At 55.2% G+C, this 18,688-nt stretch carries 17 protein-coding genes and 1 riboswitch; of the genes, 5 read left to right on the top strand and 12 right to left on the bottom strand.

The features are described 5' to 3' along the window. Positions 1 to 7: 7 nt before the first annotated feature. From H0247_RS04275 to H0247_RS04290, 4 genes are read right to left on the bottom strand one after another with little or no spacing between them, the layout of a single operon-like run. Positions 8 to 1,039 carry an iron chelate uptake ABC transporter family permease subunit gene (locus H0247_RS04275; protein ID WP_180741385.1) on the bottom strand — a complete coding sequence of 344 codons (1,032 nt, stop codon included), beginning with the start codon at positions 1,037 to 1,039 and terminating at the stop codon, positions 8 to 10. After that, positions 1,032 to 2,021, bottom strand: a complete 990-nt coding sequence (locus tag H0247_RS04280) for an iron ABC transporter permease (RefSeq protein WP_180741386.1) — start codon at positions 2,019 to 2,021, stop codon at positions 1,032 to 1,034. The genes H0247_RS04275 and H0247_RS04280 overlap by 8 nt, the downstream gene beginning before the upstream one ends. Further along, the gene (locus H0247_RS04285; protein WP_180741387.1) at positions 2,018 to 3,037 is read right to left on the bottom strand and encodes an ABC transporter substrate-binding protein; all 1,020 of its coding nucleotides are present in this window, start codon (positions 3,035 to 3,037) and stop codon (positions 2,018 to 2,020) included. The genes H0247_RS04280 and H0247_RS04285 overlap by 4 nt, the downstream gene beginning before the upstream one ends. Then, positions 3,027 to 5,132: a TonB-dependent receptor gene (locus H0247_RS04290; RefSeq protein WP_180741388.1), complete on the bottom strand. Its 2,106-nt coding sequence runs from the start codon at positions 5,130 to 5,132 to the stop codon at positions 3,027 to 3,029. The genes H0247_RS04285 and H0247_RS04290 overlap by 11 nt, the downstream gene beginning before the upstream one ends. A gap of 548 nt (positions 5,133 to 5,680) precedes the next feature. Between H0247_RS04290 and hlyD the strand changes: the two genes are divergently transcribed. From hlyD to H0247_RS04310, 4 genes are read left to right on the top strand one after another with little or no spacing between them, the layout of a single operon-like run. Continuing rightward, positions 5,681 to 6,709, top strand: coding sequence for a secretion protein HlyD (gene hlyD / locus H0247_RS04295; RefSeq protein WP_180741389.1), 1,029 nt, complete (start codon positions 5,681 to 5,683; stop codon positions 6,707 to 6,709). Continuing rightward, entirely contained in the window at positions 6,702 to 8,444 is a 1,743-nt protein-coding gene (locus H0247_RS04300) for an ATP-binding cassette domain-containing protein (protein WP_180741390.1), read from the top strand. Before hlyD ends, H0247_RS04300 begins: the two co-directional genes overlap by 8 nt. After that, complete coding sequence (locus tag H0247_RS04305; RefSeq protein ID WP_180741391.1) at positions 8,437 to 9,612, top strand: ABC transporter permease; 1,176 nt, start codon at positions 8,437 to 8,439, stop codon at positions 9,610 to 9,612. The genes H0247_RS04300 and H0247_RS04305 overlap by 8 nt, the downstream gene beginning before the upstream one ends. A 9-nt stretch (positions 9,613 to 9,621) precedes the next feature. Continuing rightward, a complete protein-coding gene (locus H0247_RS04310; RefSeq protein WP_180741392.1) occupies positions 9,622 to 10,758 on the top strand; it encodes an ABC transporter permease in 1,137 nt (378 codons plus the stop codon). Positions 10,759 to 11,155: 397 nt separating this feature from the next. Here H0247_RS04310 and H0247_RS04315 read toward each other — a convergent pair whose 3' ends face one another. From H0247_RS04315 to moaA, 6 genes are all read right to left on the bottom strand, one after another. Next, positions 11,156 to 11,863 carry a Bax inhibitor-1/YccA family protein gene (locus H0247_RS04315; protein WP_180741393.1) on the bottom strand — a complete coding sequence of 236 codons (708 nt, stop codon included), beginning with the start codon at positions 11,861 to 11,863 and terminating at the stop codon, positions 11,156 to 11,158. Between the two features lie 106 nt (positions 11,864 to 11,969). Beyond that, a complete protein-coding gene (moaE, locus tag H0247_RS04320) occupies positions 11,970 to 12,422 on the bottom strand; it encodes a molybdopterin synthase catalytic subunit MoaE (RefSeq protein WP_010280927.1) in 453 nt (150 codons plus the stop codon). Positions 12,423 to 12,424: 2 nt separating this feature from the next. Further along, complete coding sequence (gene moaD, locus H0247_RS04325; protein ID WP_180741394.1) at positions 12,425 to 12,670, bottom strand: molybdopterin synthase sulfur carrier subunit; 246 nt, start codon at positions 12,668 to 12,670, stop codon at positions 12,425 to 12,427. Further along, complete coding sequence (gene moaC, locus H0247_RS04330; protein WP_095994227.1) at positions 12,667 to 13,161, bottom strand: cyclic pyranopterin monophosphate synthase MoaC; 495 nt, start codon at positions 13,159 to 13,161, stop codon at positions 12,667 to 12,669. The genes moaD and moaC overlap by 4 nt, the downstream gene beginning before the upstream one ends. A gap of 18 nt (positions 13,162 to 13,179) precedes the next feature. Continuing rightward, complete coding sequence (gene moaB, locus H0247_RS04335; protein ID WP_180741395.1) at positions 13,180 to 13,698, bottom strand: molybdenum cofactor biosynthesis protein B; 519 nt, start codon at positions 13,696 to 13,698, stop codon at positions 13,180 to 13,182. A gap of 34 nt (positions 13,699 to 13,732) precedes the next feature. Further along, positions 13,733 to 14,722, bottom strand: coding sequence for a GTP 3',8-cyclase MoaA (gene moaA / locus H0247_RS04340; RefSeq protein ID WP_180741396.1), 990 nt, complete (start codon positions 14,720 to 14,722; stop codon positions 13,733 to 13,735). After that, positions 14,710 to 14,858, bottom strand: a riboswitch (molybdenum cofactor riboswitch). (Overlaps the previous gene by 13 nt.) A 286-nt stretch (positions 14,859 to 15,144) precedes the next feature. On the opposite strand from moaA, the gene yvcK reads away from it, so the two are divergent. Beyond that, the gene (gene yvcK / locus H0247_RS04345) at positions 15,145 to 16,077 is read left to right on the top strand and encodes a uridine diphosphate-N-acetylglucosamine-binding protein YvcK (protein ID WP_180741397.1); all 933 of its coding nucleotides are present in this window, start codon (positions 15,145 to 15,147) and stop codon (positions 16,075 to 16,077) included. Here the strand turns inward: yvcK and H0247_RS04350 are convergent. Next, on the bottom strand, positions 16,053 to 16,484 hold the full coding sequence (locus H0247_RS04350; RefSeq protein ID WP_180741458.1) for a VOC family protein: 432 nt from the start codon (positions 16,482 to 16,484) through the stop codon (positions 16,053 to 16,055). The two genes, yvcK and H0247_RS04350, sit on opposite strands and share 25 nt — an antisense overlap. 28 nt (positions 16,485 to 16,512) lie before the next feature. Beyond that, positions 16,513 to 18,525, bottom strand: coding sequence for an excinuclease ABC subunit UvrB (gene uvrB / locus H0247_RS04355; protein ID WP_180741398.1), 2,013 nt, complete (start codon positions 18,523 to 18,525; stop codon positions 16,513 to 16,515). Positions 18,526 to 18,688: the final 163 nt, after the last annotated feature.

Here is an 18,688-nt window from a genome sequence, read left to right on the forward strand (position 1 = left end):
TGCAATCTCAATAACGTTGCCGAAGCAATAAATAGATAAAGAAAGGCGTCCCGAGCACGGAGATAAAAATACCGGCAGGCAAATCCAACGGTAAGAACGCCGTGCGGCCAATCAAATCGGCCACCATCACCAATAAGCCGCCCGTCAGCGCCGACACCAGCGCCAATCCGGGGAATGAACGGCTCGCCAGCTTTTTCGCAATATGCGGAGCCAGCAGACCGACAAAGGCCATCGCGCCTGCATAGGCAATCGCCGCCCCAGCCAGCGCGACGCTCAGCGTCAGCAGCGCGAGCCGGATGCGTCCAACAGATTGACCGACACCACAGGCCAGCGCGTCATCCAACTCATGCACGTTAACGTGTCTCGCCAGCCCCACTAAAAACGGTGCACCGAGCAGCAACCAACCCGCTAACTCAGACACATGCTGCCACTGCGCGCCATAAATACTGCCCGTCAGCCACACGTAGGCCGTCAGCGTGGTGCCTATCGGGCTAAACACCAGCATCATCGTCACTGCTGCGCCCATAATGGCGGACAGCCCAACGCCAACCAACACCAGACGCAGCGGCGATGCGCCCTGCTTCCAGGCCAGCAGATAAATGGCGATCGCCGTCAGCCACGCCCCGCTCATTGCCGCCAGCGGCAACCAACGCTGGCTTATCGCCGTCGCCAGGAACGAGAGGAAGAACACCGCCGCCGCCGATGCGCCACTGGTAATCCCCAGAATATCCGGCGAAGCCAGCGGATTGCGCACAATGCTTTGCAGAATCAAGCCGGATATCGCCAGTGCTCCGCCCACCAACAGCGCCAGCAGCGCGCGCGGTAAACGCAGGTCATTGACGATAAAATGCACGCCGCTGTCTGCCTTGCCCAGCAGCGCCGACGTCACCTGCGCAGGAGACATCGCCACCTCACCCAGCGACAGCGAGAGAAACACGACGGCTAGCAACACCAGCAGGAGCGACAGCGCCACCGCAGAGGTACGGCGATCAATCTGGCGCGAGACCGCTCCTACGCGCACGGTCAACACCTTACCCATGCCGCATCCCCCTTCTCGCCAGATAAATGAAGAAAGGCGCACCCAGCAACGCGGTCATCGCCCCGACGGGTACTTCCTGCGGCACGATCAGCAGACGCGAGGCGACATCAGCCAGCAGCAGCAGCGTAGCACCGAAAATCGCACAGCCGGGTAGCAGCCAGCGGTGATCGGTTGACAGCACGCGACGCACAATATGCGGCACAATCAGCCCGACAAAACCGATATTTCCGGCGATTGCCACCGCGCCACCCGCCAGCCCGATCACGCACAGCCCAGATAGCGCACGCACCAATGCGGTTCGCTGCCCCAGCCCTTTGGCGATCTCGTCTCCCGCTACCAGAATATTCAGGTGTCGTGCCAGCAGTAGCGCGAGGAATAGCGCGATAGCAAAGTACGGCAAGAGCGGTAACAGCATCGACAGGCTGCGACCGGACACCGAACCAGCCAGCCAGAATAGCATGCTGTCCAGCCCGTCCTGGTTGATCACCAGCAGCGCCTGCGTAAACGCAATAAACAGCGCGCTAATGGCGGCACCGGCCAGCACAATGCGTAAATGGCTGGAACGCGCATTGCCGAGCGTACCCAGCACGTACACCATGACGCCCGCCACGGCGGCACCCAAATAGGCCGTCCACGCCAGCGCGATCTGCGAGGAAAAGGTAAACACCGAAGACAGCAGCACGATGGCAAACATGGCGCCCGCGTTAATACCGAATATCCCCGGCGACGCCAACGGATTACGCGTCAACGCCTGCATTAAGGCTCCGGCGACGGCGAGGCTGGCACCGACGACGATGGCAATCACCGTTCGTGACAGGCGCGTCGTCAACACCAGTATGTGATCGATCTGCTGCGGATCGTAATGGAACAGTGAATTGAACACGTCCCCCAACGAAATGGTGGTTTGCCCCAGCATCAGGCTGGCGACCATACTCAGCAGCAATAATGCGATACCCGCTGCTGTCACGATGCCTTGTCTCATCGCGTCTGACTCTCCTCTGCGATATCGCTTTTCTTATCAGCAGACTCTGTCTTGCCAGCAAACTGTTGTTCGATATCATCCAGCATCTGGTTCGCCCCCACAATACCGCCAGACAGGCTCCAAGCTACGTTATCCACCGGATACACCTGTTGCTGCTGAGACGCATGCAGCCGCTGCCAGAGCGGGTGAGCCTGCCAGTCGCGATAGTTCTGCGCCACCGCGGGTTTGCCTGAACGGAGCAAAACAAAGAACAGGTCGGCATCCACCACCGGAATGCTCTCTTTGCTGGTGAGCTTTTGCATCACGCCTGACGTATAGCTTTCCGGCCGCGACCAGACAAAGCCGATTTCCGACAGTACCGATCCGGCAAAACTGGCAGGTAGATAGGTACGCATGTGATCTTCACGGAATTCGAGAATAGAGACGCTGAGCGGCCAGCGTTCACCGAATCGGGCTTTCAGACGGTCACGCAGCACATCCACGCGCTGGTTCCAGTGGGATAAAATCTCGTTCGCTTTTTCTTCTCTGTTCAGCGCCACGCCCATCATCTGTAGCGTGTCCTTAAATTCAGACACCCTGTCTAGCGCAATCGTCGGTGCAATCTGCGACAGCAGACCGTAGATTTTCTCATGCCGAAACGTAGACGCCACGATGAGATCGGGCTTGAGTAGCGCGATGGTTTCCAGACTGGGCTGTGTTTCCAGCCCAACCAGCGTTACGCCCTGCAAGGCGGGACGAAGATAGCGATAAATCGGTTTCTCCGTCCACGATTCCACCACGCCAATCGGTTGGATTCCCAGCGCCACGGCGGAGTCCGTCGCGCCCTGAAACAGCGTCACGATACGCAGCGGCGTCCCGTCCACGGTAGTCACGCCCAGCGCATGCCGAATCTGGCGCGGTGACTCCGCCGCCTGCGTCAGCGTCACCAGCAGAAAAGACAACAACACGGCCAGCGTAAAACGCTGGCGTGTTGCTGAATTGAGAACAGAATTAAATCGGTTACGCTTAGAAATCAATCGAATAACCCAGCGTTACCGTGCGACCACGGCCGGAGAAATAGCGCGTATCGTTAACAAGCCCCGCCTGCGAATAGTAGGTGATGTACTGTTTATCCAGCAGGTTCGCCACCGCCACATTGAGGCGGCCATACGGCAGCTTGTACCCCACGGCAGCATCCATCAGCAGGTAGCCGTCAAACGCCATGCCCGCATCGTCAAAGCTACGACCAAAGGCATAATTCGCCTGCACGAATGAGCTCCATTGATCATTCCAGTTCGCCGACCAACTGGTAATCAGACGATCCGGTGCAATATTCAGGCCGTTGAATTTTTTATCCACTTTGCCATCTTTATTGTCGTCATATTTTCCTTCGCTGTGCGCATAGGAAGCATTGACTTTATGCTGCTCGTTGATCTGATATCCCGCAGCCACTTCAACACCGCGAATCTGAGTGCGCTGGCGTTCGGACAAAAATACGCCACCGCTCTCCGTCACGTTTTCGCCCAGTTTCGATTTGGACTCATAATAGCTGGCTTCAAAATCAAACTTATCCCGCTTAAAACGGAACCCCGTCTCTACGTTATCTGTCACAATCGGCTTAAAGCCGTCAAAGTTTTTCAGACTAACACCTGAACGCCTGATGGAACGCAGCGCACGCCCCACATCCGGCATACCAAACCCTTCCGAGTAGTTGGCAAACAAACTCAGTGAATCCGTTGCCGCATAGACGATGCCCGCGTTATACAGCGTCTCATTAAATTTAGGGCTACCGCCTTGTACCGTCACGCTATTGTTGGACGCCAGCGTTTGATAGTCACCGACCTGAAGCTTAGCGATCTCGTGGCGCACGCCCGCGTGCAATGTGACGTTATCCAGCAGTTGATATTCACCCTGAATAAACGGTGAATAGTTGGTGTACTCCATCTCCGGCACATAGGTACGCTTGGTCAGGTAGAGGTCTTGTTTACCCTTATCGTACAGCGTATCGAATCCGACGGTGACTTTAAGCGTATCATCCAGCAAGTCGTCTTTAGTCAGCGCCAATTTAGTGCCGTACTTATTGGCTACTGAGCGAGATTGATCGTAAAGCGTCCCGCGGGGCGCTATCGCAGGGTCTTGAAACGTGTTCGAGTTCGTTGCGCCGAATAGCGCCTCATAGCGCTGATTAAATACCAGCGCAGACAGTTTCATTCCTGCCAGATCGTGGTGTTCATAAGTTAAGCCGGTCGTCCATATGCTGTTATGTGGCGCTTCACCCGGTGGTGTGCCGCGCACTGAGGTAGTAGGAATACCCTGATTACGAATACCATTCACGCTGAGGTAGTTATTCTCATTTTTAATGTTATAGCGGTTTACACTCAGTTGAATGCGCTGATAGTCATCCAGCCAGTACCCAACTTTCGCTAACAGGTCATAAGAACGGGAGTCCATGGTGTCGCCCTGGGTGTTATCCACACCAACAGGCCGATTGTTGCCGTCCAGATACAGCCCCTGATTCTCATAACCAATGGAGAACAGGTAGTCGAGATAGTCTTCACGCCCATCGACCCGATAGGTGGTTTTATAGCTGGCGGTTTCGCCGCGAATCTTTTCTGTCGGGAGCGTGGTTTGCACGTTGACGTGTTGATTAAACGAACCGTTTTCCGGGCGGCGGGTGATGATGTTGATTACCCCACCCGTCGCCCCCATACCATTGGTGGCGTTCGCGCCGTGAATCACTTCGATGCGTTCCACCATCGAAAAATCGATAGTGTGCATTTCACGCCCGGTCGGACGTAATGGGTTGGACTGCGGAATGCCGTCGATCATCACCAGAGCGGCACGACCACGGAAGGTTTCACCACTGCCGCTCATTTTCTGACGGCTGGGGGAGAACGAAGGCAGCAGATTACTCAGAATTTGCGACGAGTCAGAGGTGACCTGCATCTGCTGCTCGATTTGCTCTTTGGTAATCACTGTGACCACCTGCGGCGCTTTCTGCTGCTGGATGTTCGAGCGTGAGGCAGTAATCACCATCTCATCACCGCTCGTCTCATCCTTTTTGGTCGTATCATCCTGTGCATACGCTGGAGCAATCAGCACGCATGGCATCAATGCGAGTAAAGTACGCATTTGGTTCACTGTCCTTCCCCTTTGATTATGTATCCAACCGTCAATAAACGTCACCGCCTATGGCGAGGTGCTTACCTGAAAACAAGCTCGTCGTCGCAGACAAAAAAATGCCAAAATGCTTCGTCTCACGCGAAACACTTTGGCAGTGATGACTGGTCAGGCATTGAAATAGAGGGGATATCACCCGCCATAGACATCAATGCAACCAGATCGCTATGTAATTGCTAATAACAATTATTATCATTCAATGAGATAAATTACAAGCCTTTCGAATTATTTCTATTTATTTAACAAAATAAAGGTGTTAGGCCAGAAACGGGCAGTAATAGGTGAAGAAACCGGCCGAATGCAATGCATTTTTGTGAACTTGATCACTCTATATCACCATAACCCCCCGTAACCCGTCATATGATTAATAGCTTCCAGAAATAAGCGACGAGGCGTCTTCTGAACAGCCTGTGGGATCGCTACCGCTGACAAGCGGACCGCTGACAAGCGGACCGCTGATAAACAAGGCGCTATTCTTAATAAACAAGGAATCATGCGTGATGAACAAGAGAAAACTGGCGTTCGCAGGTCTGGTTCTTGTCCTGCTTGGTGCAGGTTATGGTTTTTATCACCACCAGAAACAGCAGGAAAAACCGTTAACGCTCTACGGCAATGTCGATATCCGCACTGTCAATTTGGCCTTCCGCGTCGGCGGCAGAGTGGCCAAGCTGAACGTTGACGAGGGCGATGCCGTGCAGGCAGGCCAGTCGCTGGCAACGCTGGACGCCGCACCTTATCTGAACGCACAGCTTCAGGCACAGGCGAACCTCGCCAGCGCACAGGCACAGCTCCAGTTAGCGCAGGAAGGCTACCGGCAGGAAGAGATCGCGCAGGTGCGATCTCAGGTCGCCCAGAATCAAGCCGCCTATGATTACGCCAACAATTTCTACCAGCGTCAGCAAGGGCTGTGGGACAAACGAGCCATTTCTGCCAACATGCTGGATGATGCCAGAACGTCACGTAATCAGGCGCTGGCGACGTTACAGGCAGCGAAAGACAAGCTGAGCCAGTTCGAGCGTGGCAATAGACCACAGGAAATCACCGCCGCGCAGGCGGCGGTGGCACAGGCTGAAGCCGGACTGGCTCAGGCAGAACTGAATAAACAGGATGCCGAACTGCTGGCACCGTCTCCCGGCGTGATCCTCACCCGCGCCGCCGAAAAAGGCAGTATGCTGGCGGCGGGCAGTACCGTTTTCACCCTTTCTCTCACTCGCCCAGTTTGGGTACGCGCCTACGTGAGCGAGAAAGATCTCGGCCGCGTCGTGCCCAGTAGTCAAATGCTGATTTACACCGATGGGCGCCCCAATCAGCCCTATCATGGCAAAGTCGGTTTTGTTTCACCCAGCGCCGAGTTCACGCCGAAAAGCGTCGAAACCGAAGATCTTCGCACCGACCTGGTTTACCGCCTGCGCATCGTCGTTAACGATCCCGATGACGGGTTACGGCAAGGGATGCCGGTCACGCTGCGTTTTGAAGAGGCGCGCACGGAGGATGCCAATCGCGCTCACGAGCCCGCGCGCCATGACTAATGTTTCCATACAGATTACGTTGGACGGGCTGGAAAAACGTTTTGCCGGACAGGAGAAACCCGCGCTCGCCAGCCTCACCGCCGAGATACACAGCGGTGCGGTTACCGGACTGGTTGGCCCCGACGGCGCGGGTAAAACCACCCTGCTGCGTATGCTGGCCGGATTATTAACCCCCAGCAAGGGGACACTGCGCGTGGCGAATCTGGATCCCATCAAAGACGATCGTCAACTGCATGCCATTTTGGGCTACATGCCGCAAAAATTCGGTCTGTATGACGATCTGACAGTGATGGAAAACCTGACGCTGTATGCCGATTTGCGCGGTATCACCGGCGATGTGCGCAAAGAAACCTTTGACCGCTTGCTGTCATTTACCGATCTGACCCGCTTTACCGACAGGCTGGCGGGCAAACTGTCCGGCGGCATGAAACAGAAGCTGGGATTGGCCTGTACATTGCTGGGGCAACCCAAGGTACTGCTGCTGGATGAACCGGGCGTGGGCGTCGACCCGATCTCTCGCCGTGAGCTATGGCACATGGTGCACGAACTGGCTAACGACGGCATGTTGATCCTGTGGAGTACGTCTTATCTTGATGAGGCGGAACAGTGTCGGGATGTGCTGTTACTGAATGAAGGCGAACTGCTGTATCGCGGTGCACCACGCGCTCTGACCGCACGCATGGCGGGACGCTGCATTCTGATTGATACTGGCGAGCGCCGGCATCGGGATGTATTGCAGGACGCGCTGCGTTTGCCGCAGGTCAGCGACGGTGTGATTCAGGGGCAATACGTCAGGCTGATGCTAAGACCCGATGCGGATCGGGCATCGCTGCTCTCCGCTTTGCAGTTGGAAGCTGGCTGTCTGCACGACACCGATCCGCGCTTTGAAGATGCCTTTATTGACCTGCTGGGTGGCGGTCCGGCCAGTGATTCATCATTGGCAAGCATCATTCCGCAGATTGACGTCAGCGGTGGTGAAACGGTGATTGAAGCTCAGGCGCTGACGAAAAAATTTGGTGACTTCGCCGCGACCGATCACGTCAGTTTTCAGGTGAAACGCGGAGAAATCTTCGGCCTGCTCGGCCCGAACGGTGCGGGAAAATCGACTACGTTCAAGATGATGTGCGGCCTGCTGGTGCCGACTGACGGCAAAGCGCTGGTGCTCGATATAGATCTGAAAACCCGCTCCGATAAAGCCCGTCAGCATTTGGGGTACATGGCGCAAAAGTTCTCGCTCTACGGTAACCTGACCGTCGAACAAAACCTGCGTTTTTTCTCCGGCGTTTATGGGCTCAAGGGCAAAGCGCAGCGCGATAAAATGGCAGGAATGACTGACGCCTTCAATTTCCAACCCATTTATCGCCAAACACCGGACGCCCTGCCTTTGGGGTTCAAACAACGGCTGGCGCTAGCCTGTGCGCTGATGCACGAACCCGACATTCTGTTTCTCGACGAACCGACCTCCGGCGTCGATCCGCTGACCCGACGCGAGTTCTGGATGCATATCAACGGTATGGTCAACCGCGGTGTCACGGTGATGGTTACCACACACTTTATGGACGAAGCCGAATATTGCGATCGCATCGGACTGGTGTATCACGGCAAGCTGATCGCCAACGGCACACCGGACGAACTGAAACAGCAGGCAGCCAGCGCACAGACACCATCACCGACGATGGAGGAAGCGTTTGTCGCGCTGATTCAGGCATACGACGGGGAGGCGGAGCATGGTTGAACAGAGTAGGCCAGAGCAAGATAAAACCAACCAGCACGGCAGCACGCACTTCTCCACGCGTCGCCTGCGGGCGCTGTGCCTAAAAGAGGCCCGCCAAATCGTGCGCGACCCCAGCAGCGGGCTGATTGCATTCGTCATTCCGCTGTTGTTGCTGTTTATCTTTGGCTACGGTATCAATCTGGATTCCAGCCGCCTGCACGTTGGTATCCTGATGGAACAGCAGAGTGAGGACGCGCGCGATCTGGCGAATACCTTTGCGGCATCACCGTTTATCGCGCCGACCATCAGCAATAATCGTCAGTACCTGATTCAGCAGATGCAGGCCGGCAGCATTCGCGGGCTGATCGTCATCCCCACCGACTTTGCCGAACGGCTGGCGCGGCCGGGCGATCGTGCACCGATCCAGGTCATCACCGACGGCAGCGAACCCAACACGGCGAATTTTGTGCAGGGATATGCGGAAGGCATCTGGCTGCTGTGGCAACAGCAGCGGGCGGAAGATCGCGGCGATACGTTCGAGCAGCTTATCGAGGTGCAATCGCGCTACTGGTTTAACCCAGCCGCCATCAGCCAGCATTTCATCATTCCCGGCGCGATAACCATCATCATGACGGTAATTGGCGCGATCCTCACCTCGCTGGTGATCGCCCGCGAATGGGAGCGTGGGACGATGGAGGCGCTGCTCTCGACGCAGGTCACCCGTACCGAACTGCTGCTGTCCAAACTCATCCCTTATTACTTTCTTGGGATGATCGCCATGACGCTGTGTATTCTGGTCTCAACGTTTATCATGCAGGTGCCCTATCGCGGCTCGCTAATTTTGCTGTTTGTCATCAGCAGCCTGTTTCTTGCCAGCACGCTGGGCATGGGGCTGCTCATCTCTACCCTCACCCGCAACCAGTTCAACGCCGCCATGGTGGCGCTGAATGCGGCATTTCTGCCTGCCATCATGCTGTCCGGCTTTATTTTTGAAATCGACAGCATGCCGGAATTCGTCCGCGGCGTATCGTACATCATCCCCGCGCGCTATTTCGTCAGCACACTGCAAACGCTGTTTCTCGCGGGGAATATCGGTACGGTGCTGATGACTAACCTGCTGTTTCTCATTCTCTCGGCGCTGATCTTTATTGGCCTGACAGCCTGGCAAACCCGGCGCAGGCTGGATTAGGGAGCGACTATGCTGCATCGTCTGTGGACGTTGATTATTAAGGAGCTGCAATCGCTGCTGCGCGATCCGCAAACACGCTCCATTCTGGTGTTGCCCGTTATCCTTCAGGTTTCCCTGTTTCCTTTCGCCGCGACGCTCGACGTAACCAATGCGACCATTGCCATTTACAGCGAAGATAACGGCCCTCATGCGATTGAGCTGACGCAGCGCTTTGCCAAGGCAAAATCTTTTTCTCATGTGCTGATGCTGCATAACTCGCAGGACGTGGCCCCGACGCTGGATAATCAGCGTGCGCTTCTCATCCTGCGCTTCCCGCCGCAGTTCTCGCGTGATATCGCCAGCGGAAATAGCACCTCGATTCAGCTGATTCTGGACGGCAGACGTTCCAACAGCGCGCAGATCGCCGCCAACGATGTGCAGCACATCATGCGGGATTATCAGTTGGCATTGCTGACGGCCAGACCCGCTCAAAGCGGCGCGAATCAGAGCGCTTCCAATCCAAACAACAGCGAGCTGGTGGTGCGCCATTGGTATAACCCAAATCTGGATTACAAATGGTTTGTGGTGCCGTCGCTGATTGCCATGATTGCCACCATCGGCGTGCTGATTGTCACAGCACTCTCCGTAGCACGTGAACGGGAACAGGGCACGCTGGAACAACTGCTGGTTTCACCGCTGTCCACCAGTCAGATCTTCATCGGTAAAGCCGTACCTGCGCTGATTGTCGCCACGTTTCAGGCCACGATCGTGCTGCTGGCGGGCATCCTGATTTACCATATCCCCTTCGCCGGATCGCTACTGCTGTTTTACACCACGATGCTGATCTACGGCCTGTCGCTGGTAGGCTTCGGTCTGCTGATTTCTTCGCTATGCTCAACACAGCAGCAGGCGTTCATCGGCGTGTTCGTCTTCCTGATGCCCGCGATTCTGCTTTCCGGCTATGTGTCGCCGGTGGAGAACATGCCTGTCTGGTTGCAGCACATCACCTGGATTAACCCGATCCGCCACTTTACCGACATCACCAAACAGATTTACCTCAAGGATGCGGATTTCAGCATTATCTGGGGCAGTCTCTGGCCGCTGTTCATCATCACGCTAACCACCGGATCGGCAGCCTACGCCATTTTTAGGCGAAATATTGCGTAATAGCAGGTAAGGAAAAAAAGATAACCAGGTGGCGTAAAAATTGTGCTGAGGTGACGTGACCGCCGAGTGAGCGGCAGGACGCCGCGAAAGCCAGTGCCGCGTCGGACAAAAACGCAATAGCCGTTTTTGAACAGGCACTTGTGCTGACCCGAAGGGTGAGCCCCATTTATGGGGCGAGTAAACGCGTCACTGGCGGCACGAATAGCGGTCACGAGCGCCGAAGGTACCGCGCAGCGGCACAATTAACGCCAAACAGCCATAGGTCAAGGAGCTGCGGCAACTGAGCGCTCCTTGTCGGGCGTGTGATGAGGCACAAAAAACGCTATGTTTGACATAGCCCGAAACCTTTGCACTGACTCACATAACGCAGTAAAGCATTTAGGTTATAGCCTTGTCCTTAACGACGGTTACCGAAAATACGCAGCAGCATCAGGAACAGGTTGATGAAGTCGAGGTACAGCGTCAACGCGCCCACGATGGAATATTTACGGAAGCTGTCTTTGTCATCAACGGACAACTGCTCGCCAATGTTTTTCAGCTTCTGGGTGTCATAGGCGGTCAGACCGACAAACACCACAACACCGATATAGGTCACTGCCCACATCAGCGCTTCGCTTTTCAACCACAGGTTCACCAGCGAAGCCAGCACAATCCCGATCAGTGCCATGAACAGCATGCTGCCAAAGCCGCTCAAATCCCGCTTCGTGGTGTAACCGTACAGGCTCATCGCCCCGAACATCCCCGCCGTAATGACAAAGGTGCTGGCGATGGACTCACCAGAGTACATAATGAAAATGCTGGAGAGCGTCAGCCCCGTCAGTGCCGAATAGAGCATAAACAACGACGTGGCGACCGTGCCGTTCAGGCGCTGCACCATGCCGGAAATCACAAAGACCAGCCCCAGTTGGGCAATGATCAGGCCGAAGAAGGTGATCTGGCTGGAGAAAACAAAGTTCAGTACGGCAGGCGTATTCGCCGCATACCAAGATACGAACGCCGTCAGCAGCAGGCCGCAGGTCATCCAGCCATAAACCTGTGCCATATAGGCCTGGAGACCCGACTGCGAGCGTTCAACGATTGAACCTGAGCGTGGATATCTGTCCATGATGTTACCTTTGCATAAAAGTTATCTGATTAACGCGGCGCGAACCGCCTGTTTGGGGGAACGAGACAGAACCCCCGCCATCCTTTTATCCTAACACAGAAATGAACTACCAGCGCTGCGCGGCCTGTTTATCACTGTCGCGTGATTCCACCCAGCGTTCACCTTCCGGCGTCGCTTCGCGCTTCCAGAACGGCGCGCGGGTTTTCAGGTAATCCATAATAAATTGGGCGGCATCAAACGCCGCGCTACGGTGAGCGGCACTGACGCCAACGAACACAATTTCATCGCCCGGATAGAGTGCGCCCACCCGATGAATCACGCTCACTCGTGGCAGTTCCCAGCGCTCGCGGGCCAGCTCGACAATCTCTGCCAGCGCTTTTTCCGTCATACCGGGGTAATGTTCCAGCGTCAAGGCGCTGACGTCTTTCGCCAGATTGTGATTACGCACCTTACCGGTGAACGTCACCACCGCGCCGTCTTCATCACACTGCGCCAGCCACTGATATTCATCCCCTACGTTGAAGTTCTCTTCACCGACCCGAATACGCGTCTCTGCCACGATCAACCTCCCGTTACCGGTGGGAAAAACGCCACTTCATCACCGTCCTGTAGCGGGTGCGTAAGCTCAACCAGCGACTGATTGACCGCGGCCAGCAGCTTGCCCGATTCCAGCGCCAGCGCCCAGCGTGTGCCACGCTGGCACAACGCCTGTCGCACGTCCTCTACGGTGGCATACTCAGCAGGCAGAGACAGGCTGTCCGTTTCGGTCAGTTCACGAACTTGTGCAAAAAACAACACCTTAATCATGCGCCCTCCACCGTAAAATCGCCGGATTTGCCGCCGCTTTTCGCCAGCAGACGCACCGGACCAATCACCATGTCTTTCTGCACGGCCTTGCACATGTCATAGATGGTCAACGCGGCGACGGAGGCCGCCGTCAGTGCTTCCATCTCTACGCCGGTTTTCCCCGTCAGGCGACACACGGATTCGATACGAACTCGATTGTGTTCCGGCTGCGCTTCCAACTCGACAGCCACTTTGCTCAACAGCAGCGGATGACAGAGCGGAATCAGTTCCCAGGTGCGTTTCGCCGCCTGAATCCCAGCGATGCGTGCGGTGGCGAATACATCGCCCTTATGATGGCTGCCGGCAATAATCATCGCCAACGTCTGCGGTGCCATTTCAACGAAGGCTTCCGCGCGGGCTTCGCGCACGGTTTCAACTTTGGCGGACACATCCACCATCGCGGCTTCACCAGCGGCGTTAATGTGGGTCAATTGTGGCTTAGATGATGACATAATGAATAAGGCTTACCGTTAAGAGTTTTTTTTCACGTGCGGGTAAAAATTGCACGGCTTCTGGCGCGCATCCAGCTGTTCCTGAATGATGCGTTCCCATGCGGTTCGGCAGGCACGAGTCGAACCCGGCATAGCGAAAATCACCGTCTGGTTAGCCAGACCGGCAAGCGCACGGGATTGCAGCGTCGCTGTACCAATATCTTCATACGACACCATGCGAAACAGCTCGCCGAAGCCTTCAATTTCCCGATCGAACAACACGCCAATGGCTTCCGGCACCACGTCCCCTGCGGTAAAGCCCGTCCCGCCATTAATCAAAATGCCCTGCACCTCGTCGCTGGCAATCCACGCTGAGACCCGTGCCCGAATCTGGTACAGGTTCTCTTTCACGATCGCGCTGTCGACGATGCGATGTCCTGCGGACTGCGCCACTTCACGCAGATAATCACCGGAGGTGTCATCTTCCGCCGTACGGCGCTCAGAAACGGTCAGTACCGCAAGGTTGAGAGAAACGAATTCGCTGCTGACTTTGCTCATGTCAAGCTCCTTTAAGAATCAGTGATGTCGCGGATTAACCGCCGATAAATGACAGGTTTTGCGTGATGCCGCTATTCCCTTCATGCAGGAAATGGGTCTGCTTCTTCGTCGATAATCCACCCGATATACGCATTTTCAAATCATCGAGGTGACGATCGTCAACCAGTAAATCACGCAGTGGAATACCCTGTTCGCCAAAGAGACACAGGTGAAGATTCCCTATGGCCGAGACTCGAAGACGGTTACAGCTCAGGCAGAAATCTTTCTCATACGGCATAATCAGCCCGATTTCGCCCTGATAGTCAGGATGGCTGAATACCTGCGCGGGACCGTCGCTGCGTGCGCGTTGTTGTTGTTGCCAGCCTTGCTGCAACAACTGCTGGCGGATCACCTCGCCGGAAACGTGGTGACGGCGAAACAGATCGCCCCCTTCCCCAGTTTCCATCAGCTCAATAAAGCGTAGTTGAATCGGGCGGTGTTTAATCCAGTCGAGAAAGGTTTGCAGGCTGCCCGCATTTACATCGCGCATCAGCACCGTGTTAACTTTGACCTTGGCAAAGCCGCACTCAAAGGCAGCGTCGATGCCGTCCATCACCTGCCGGAATTTATCCTGCCCAGTAATCGCATGAAACTGGCGTGCATCCAAGCTGTCAACGCTGACGTTCAGCGCGGTTAGCCCTGCTTCTCGCCATTGAGCAACGTCCCGCGCCAAACGGTAGCCGTTAGTAGTCACCGCCAGCGTGCGAATCGCAGGATTTTCACGGATGGCAGCGATGATATCGACAAAGTCACGGCGCAGAGACGGTTCACCGCCAGTCAGGCGGACTTTTTCCGTCCCTAATTCGGCAAAAGCGCGGCTGACGCGACGAATTTCATCGAGTGATAAAAAGCGATGTGGATTAGTGCCATTGGCCTGGTAACCATCCGGCAGACAGTAGGTACAACGAAAATTGCAGACGTCTGTGATAGACAGACGCAAATAGTAGAACTTGCGCGCAAACGCATCAGTCAGTTGACTCACCATAAACACCTTTCCAAATACGGGAGATGCAGGCATTTCTACCTCGCACCCTGGTGACCGCGAAGGCCACGGCCAGGGCACCGTATCACGCGCACAACGCGCATCACTTAGGCACCAAGGCTAGGAGTTTGATTCCACTCAGTTATCCGTTAAACATCAGCAGAGCAACCAATAAAGAATCGTGATTTCATTGAACAGTCTACTGCGAAAAAGCACAGTCAACCACTCTCAAAATCGGTATATGATAAAATATACAACGAATTTTCAATACCTTATGATATACAGCATACGGGAAAATACGCCGCAGAAATTGTCTCAGGTCATGCCAGTGTGAGGATTTTTCGCGTTTTAAGCTGAAATCAGCTACCTTAGCGACGATCGTCATATGTCGTTTCTATTCCTCTGGCTCATTCATAAGGTTTTCTATGCGCAATCGCACGTTGGCCGACCTCGACAGGGTTGTCGCACTCGGCGGCGGGCACGGCTTAGGTCGTGTGATGTCTTCGCTCTCTTCCCTAGGTTCACGGCTAACCGGCATTGTCACGACGACGGATAACGGTGGATCTACTGGCCGTATCCGGCGCTCAGAAGGCGGCATTGCCTGGGGCGATACTCGCAATTGCCTGAATCAACTCATTACTACGCCCAGCGTGGCGTCTGCGATGTTTGAGTATCGGTTTAACGGTAACGGTGAACTGGCTGGACACAATCTGGGCAACCTGATGCTAAAAGCGCTCGATCACCTGAGCGTGCGGCCACTGGAAGCCATTAATCTGATTCGCAACCTGCTCAAGGTGGATACTTTTTTAATTCCGATGTCCGAGCATCCGGTCGATTTAATGGCAATTGATGAACAGGGTAACCCCATTTATGGCGAAGTCGAGATCGATCAACTGGCGGCTTTACCGCAAGATTTGATGCTGTACCCGACGGTACAGGCCACGCGCGAGGCGATTGACGCCATCGCCAAAGCCGACCTGATTTTGATTGGCCCCGGCAGTTTTCTGACTAGCCTGATGCCGCTGCTGCTGCTGGACGATTTGACACAGGCGCTCCGCCGCACGCCCGCACCGATGGTTTACATCGGTAATCTGGGCAGCGAGCAGAGTAACCCCGCCGCCCGCCTGACGCTGGCGGAGAAGCTATCTTGGATTGAACACAAGGTAGGGAAACCCGTGGTTGATGCTGCGATTGTCGGCCCGAAAGTCGATGTCAGTCAGATCGGCGACCGCCTGATCGTGCAGCAAGAACTGGCCGCCGCAGATGTGCCTCACCATCATGACCGTGAGCTACTGCGCCAGGCTATTGATCGGGCGCTACAACTGCTAGGTTCTCAATCTCGCAGCCACGGCGTATAAGTCACGCCAATCAGAATACCTTCGGGGCTCAGGAAACGCGTGACCTGCTGTCCCCAGGGTTCAAGGCGGTTCTCTACCAGCAGCGCATAACCTTGCGCTTTTAGCGTACGGGTCGCATCCGCCATATCCGCCACTTCAAATTCCAGCCAGCTTTGCGGTTCAGGCAGATCCGTAGGCCACTTCCCATACCCGAAACAGGATTCGCTAGCCTGTGACAATGGCCACAGCGCGAAATGTTTTACGCCACCCATTTCATCGCTCACCAGATAGTCGCTCCCTTCCGCAACGGGCTTGAGCGGCAACTTCAGCGTATCAACATAGAGCGCATGGCTAGCAGACAGCGATTTCACGATCGGCCCGAAACCTGCCACAAACAGCACTTCAACACCCGGTATAATAGGGTCCATCATTGATCCTCCGTGAGTGCTTGCATCGTTAGGATGCAGCAATAAATTTTGCGCGCAATGCCTGTACCTCATCGCGCAAAGCCGCAGCCTCTTCAAATTCAAGATTCTGCGCATGTGTCAGCATCTTGCTTTCCAGCTCGCGGATTTTCAGCTCCAGCGCCTTCGGCGTCATCAGCTCATAGCGTGCGGCCGGTTCAGCCGCTTTACGGCTGCCTCGCCCTTTGCCTCTGTTCGTCGGCTGCCCCAGTTGCAGAATATCGGAAATTTTCTTATTGAGCCCCTGCGGCACAATCCCGTGCTCGGTGTTGTACGCCTCTTGCTTCTCACGACGGCGTTCCGTTTCGCCAATCGCCTTCGCCATGGATGGCGTAATCTTGTCGCCGTACAGAATCGCCTTCCCGCGCAGGTTACGCGCCGCACGGCCAATCGTCTGGATCAGGGAACGTTCAGAACGCAGGAAGCCCTCTTTATCGGCATCCAGAATCGCCACCAGCGACACTTCAGGCATATCCAACCCTTCGCGCAGCAGGTTGATACCCACCAGCACGTCAAACTCGCCCAGGCGCAAATCACGGATGATTTCGACACGTTCGACGGTATCAATATCCGAGTGCAGATAACGCACCCGCTCACCGTGCTCTTCCAGATATTCCGTCAGGTCTTCCGCCATTCGCTTGGTCAGTGTCGTGACCAGCACACGTTCGTTAACCGCCGCACGCTGACGAATTTCGGAAAGCAGGTCGTCCACTTGTGTCGCCACAGGTCGCACTTCGATGATCGGATCGAGCAGCCCAGTAGGGCGTACTACTTGATCGATCACTTCACCGCCCGATTTTTCCAGCTCATAGTGACCCGGCGTCGCAGAGACGTAGATCGTCTGTGGAGCCAGCGCTTCAAATTCTTCAAATTTCATCGGTCGGTTATCCAGCGCCGAAGGCAGCCGGAAACCGTATTCGACCAGCGTCTCTTTACGCGCGCGGTCACCGCGATACATACCGCCGATCTGAGGAACGGTGACGTGGGATTCATCGATGACCAGCAGTCCGTCTGCAGGCAGATAGTCAAACAGCGTCGGTGGCGGCTCACCGGGACCGCGACCAGAAAGGTAGCGCGAGTAGTTTTCGATACCGGAGCAGTAACCCAGTTCGTTCATCATCTCCAAATCAAACTGCGTACGCTGACTCAGCCGCTGCTCTTCCACCAGCTTATCATTCGCCAGCAGTACCTTTCTGCGATCGGCCAGTTCCACCTTGATATCTTCCATTGCCTGCAAAATACGCTCACGCGGCGTGACGTAGTGCGTTTTTGGATAGATGGTATAGCGCGGCACCGTCTGGAGGACATGACCCGTCAGCGGGTCAAACAGCGACAATCGTTCCACTTCCTCATCAAACAGTTCAACACGCAGCGCGATTTCGTCAGATTCCGCAGGGAAGATATCGATCACCTCACCGCGTACGCGGAAGGTACCACGCTGAAACGCCTGATCGTTGCGGGAATATTGCAATTCAGCCAGACGCCGCAAAATAGCACGTTGGTCAATCAGCATCCCCTGCGTCAGGTGCAGCATCATTTTCAGATAGAGATCGGGATCGCCCAGACCATAGATAGCGGACACCGAAGCCACGACGATCACATCACGCCGCTCCAGCAACGCTTTTGTCGCAGAAAGACGCATCTGCTCAATATGTTCGTTAACCGACGCATCTTTTTCAATGAAGGTGTCCGAACTCGGGACGTAGGCTTCCGGCTGATAATAGTCGTAGTAAGAAACGAAGTATTCGACGGCATTATCAGGAAAGAATTCTTTCATTTCGCCGTACAGCTGAGCCGCCAGCGTTTTATTTGGCGCCAGCATCATTGTCGGCCGATTGAGGTCGGCAATCACGTTGGCGATCGTGAACGTCTTACCCGAACCGGTTACTCCGAGCAGCGTTTGGTGCGCTAACCCGTCTTCCAGGCCCTCTTTTAAACGACGAATGGCCTCAGGCTGATCGCCTGCCGGTTTAAAGTCAGAATTCAGTGTAAATACTTTACTCATCGTTAAGCACGCTACTTATCGTTATTACGCATCGCGCAATGCGATGTTCGTGGGTGGATGCTCGGAGGCAGGTAAAAGGCACAAGCTGACGATTTCAGGCACGGCTGTAGGTCGTCATCGGCATCCCTTGTCGCACCGTTATCATACTGACAGCGACCACGCT

Source organism: Pectobacterium sp. CFBP8739, assembly GCF_013449375.1.
Lineage (GTDB): Bacteria > Pseudomonadota > Gammaproteobacteria > Enterobacterales > Enterobacteriaceae > Pectobacterium.

Coding starts and splice junctions, on each gene's coding strand:
- H0247_RS04275 (WP_180741385.1), bottom strand. CDS start 1,039: ATGGGTAAGGTGTTGACCGTGCGCGTAGGAGCGGTCTCGCGCCAGATT.
- H0247_RS04280 (WP_180741386.1), bottom strand. CDS start 2,021: ATGAGACAAGGCATCGTGACAGCAGCGGGTATCGCATTATTGCTGCTG.
- H0247_RS04290 (WP_180741388.1), bottom strand. CDS start 5,132: ATGCGTACTTTACTCGCATTGATGCCATGCGTGCTGATTGCTCCAGCG.
- hlyD (WP_180741389.1), top strand. CDS start 5,681: ATGAACAAGAGAAAACTGGCGTTCGCAGGTCTGGTTCTTGTCCTGCTT.
- H0247_RS04300 (WP_180741390.1), top strand. CDS start 6,702: ATGACTAATGTTTCCATACAGATTACGTTGGACGGGCTGGAAAAACGT.
- H0247_RS04305 (WP_180741391.1), top strand. CDS start 8,437: ATGGTTGAACAGAGTAGGCCAGAGCAAGATAAAACCAACCAGCACGGC.
- H0247_RS04310 (WP_180741392.1), top strand. CDS start 9,622: ATGCTGCATCGTCTGTGGACGTTGATTATTAAGGAGCTGCAATCGCTG.
- H0247_RS04315 (WP_180741393.1), bottom strand. CDS start 11,863: ATGGACAGATATCCACGCTCAGGTTCAATCGTTGAACGCTCGCAGTCG.
- moaD (WP_180741394.1), bottom strand. CDS start 12,670: ATGATTAAGGTGTTGTTTTTTGCACAAGTTCGTGAACTGACCGAAACG.
- moaC (WP_095994227.1), bottom strand. CDS start 13,161: ATGTCATCATCTAAGCCACAATTGACCCACATTAACGCCGCTGGTGAA.
- moaB (WP_180741395.1), bottom strand. CDS start 13,698: ATGAGCAAAGTCAGCAGCGAATTCGTTTCTCTCAACCTTGCGGTACTG.
- moaA (WP_180741396.1), bottom strand. CDS start 14,722: ATGGTGAGTCAACTGACTGATGCGTTTGCGCGCAAGTTCTACTATTTG.
- yvcK (WP_180741397.1), top strand. CDS start 15,145: ATGCGCAATCGCACGTTGGCCGACCTCGACAGGGTTGTCGCACTCGGC.
- H0247_RS04350 (WP_180741458.1), bottom strand. CDS start 16,484: ATGGACCCTATTATACCGGGTGTTGAAGTGCTGTTTGTGGCAGGTTTC.
- uvrB (WP_180741398.1), bottom strand. CDS start 18,525: ATGAGTAAAGTATTTACACTGAATTCTGACTTTAAACCGGCAGGCGAT.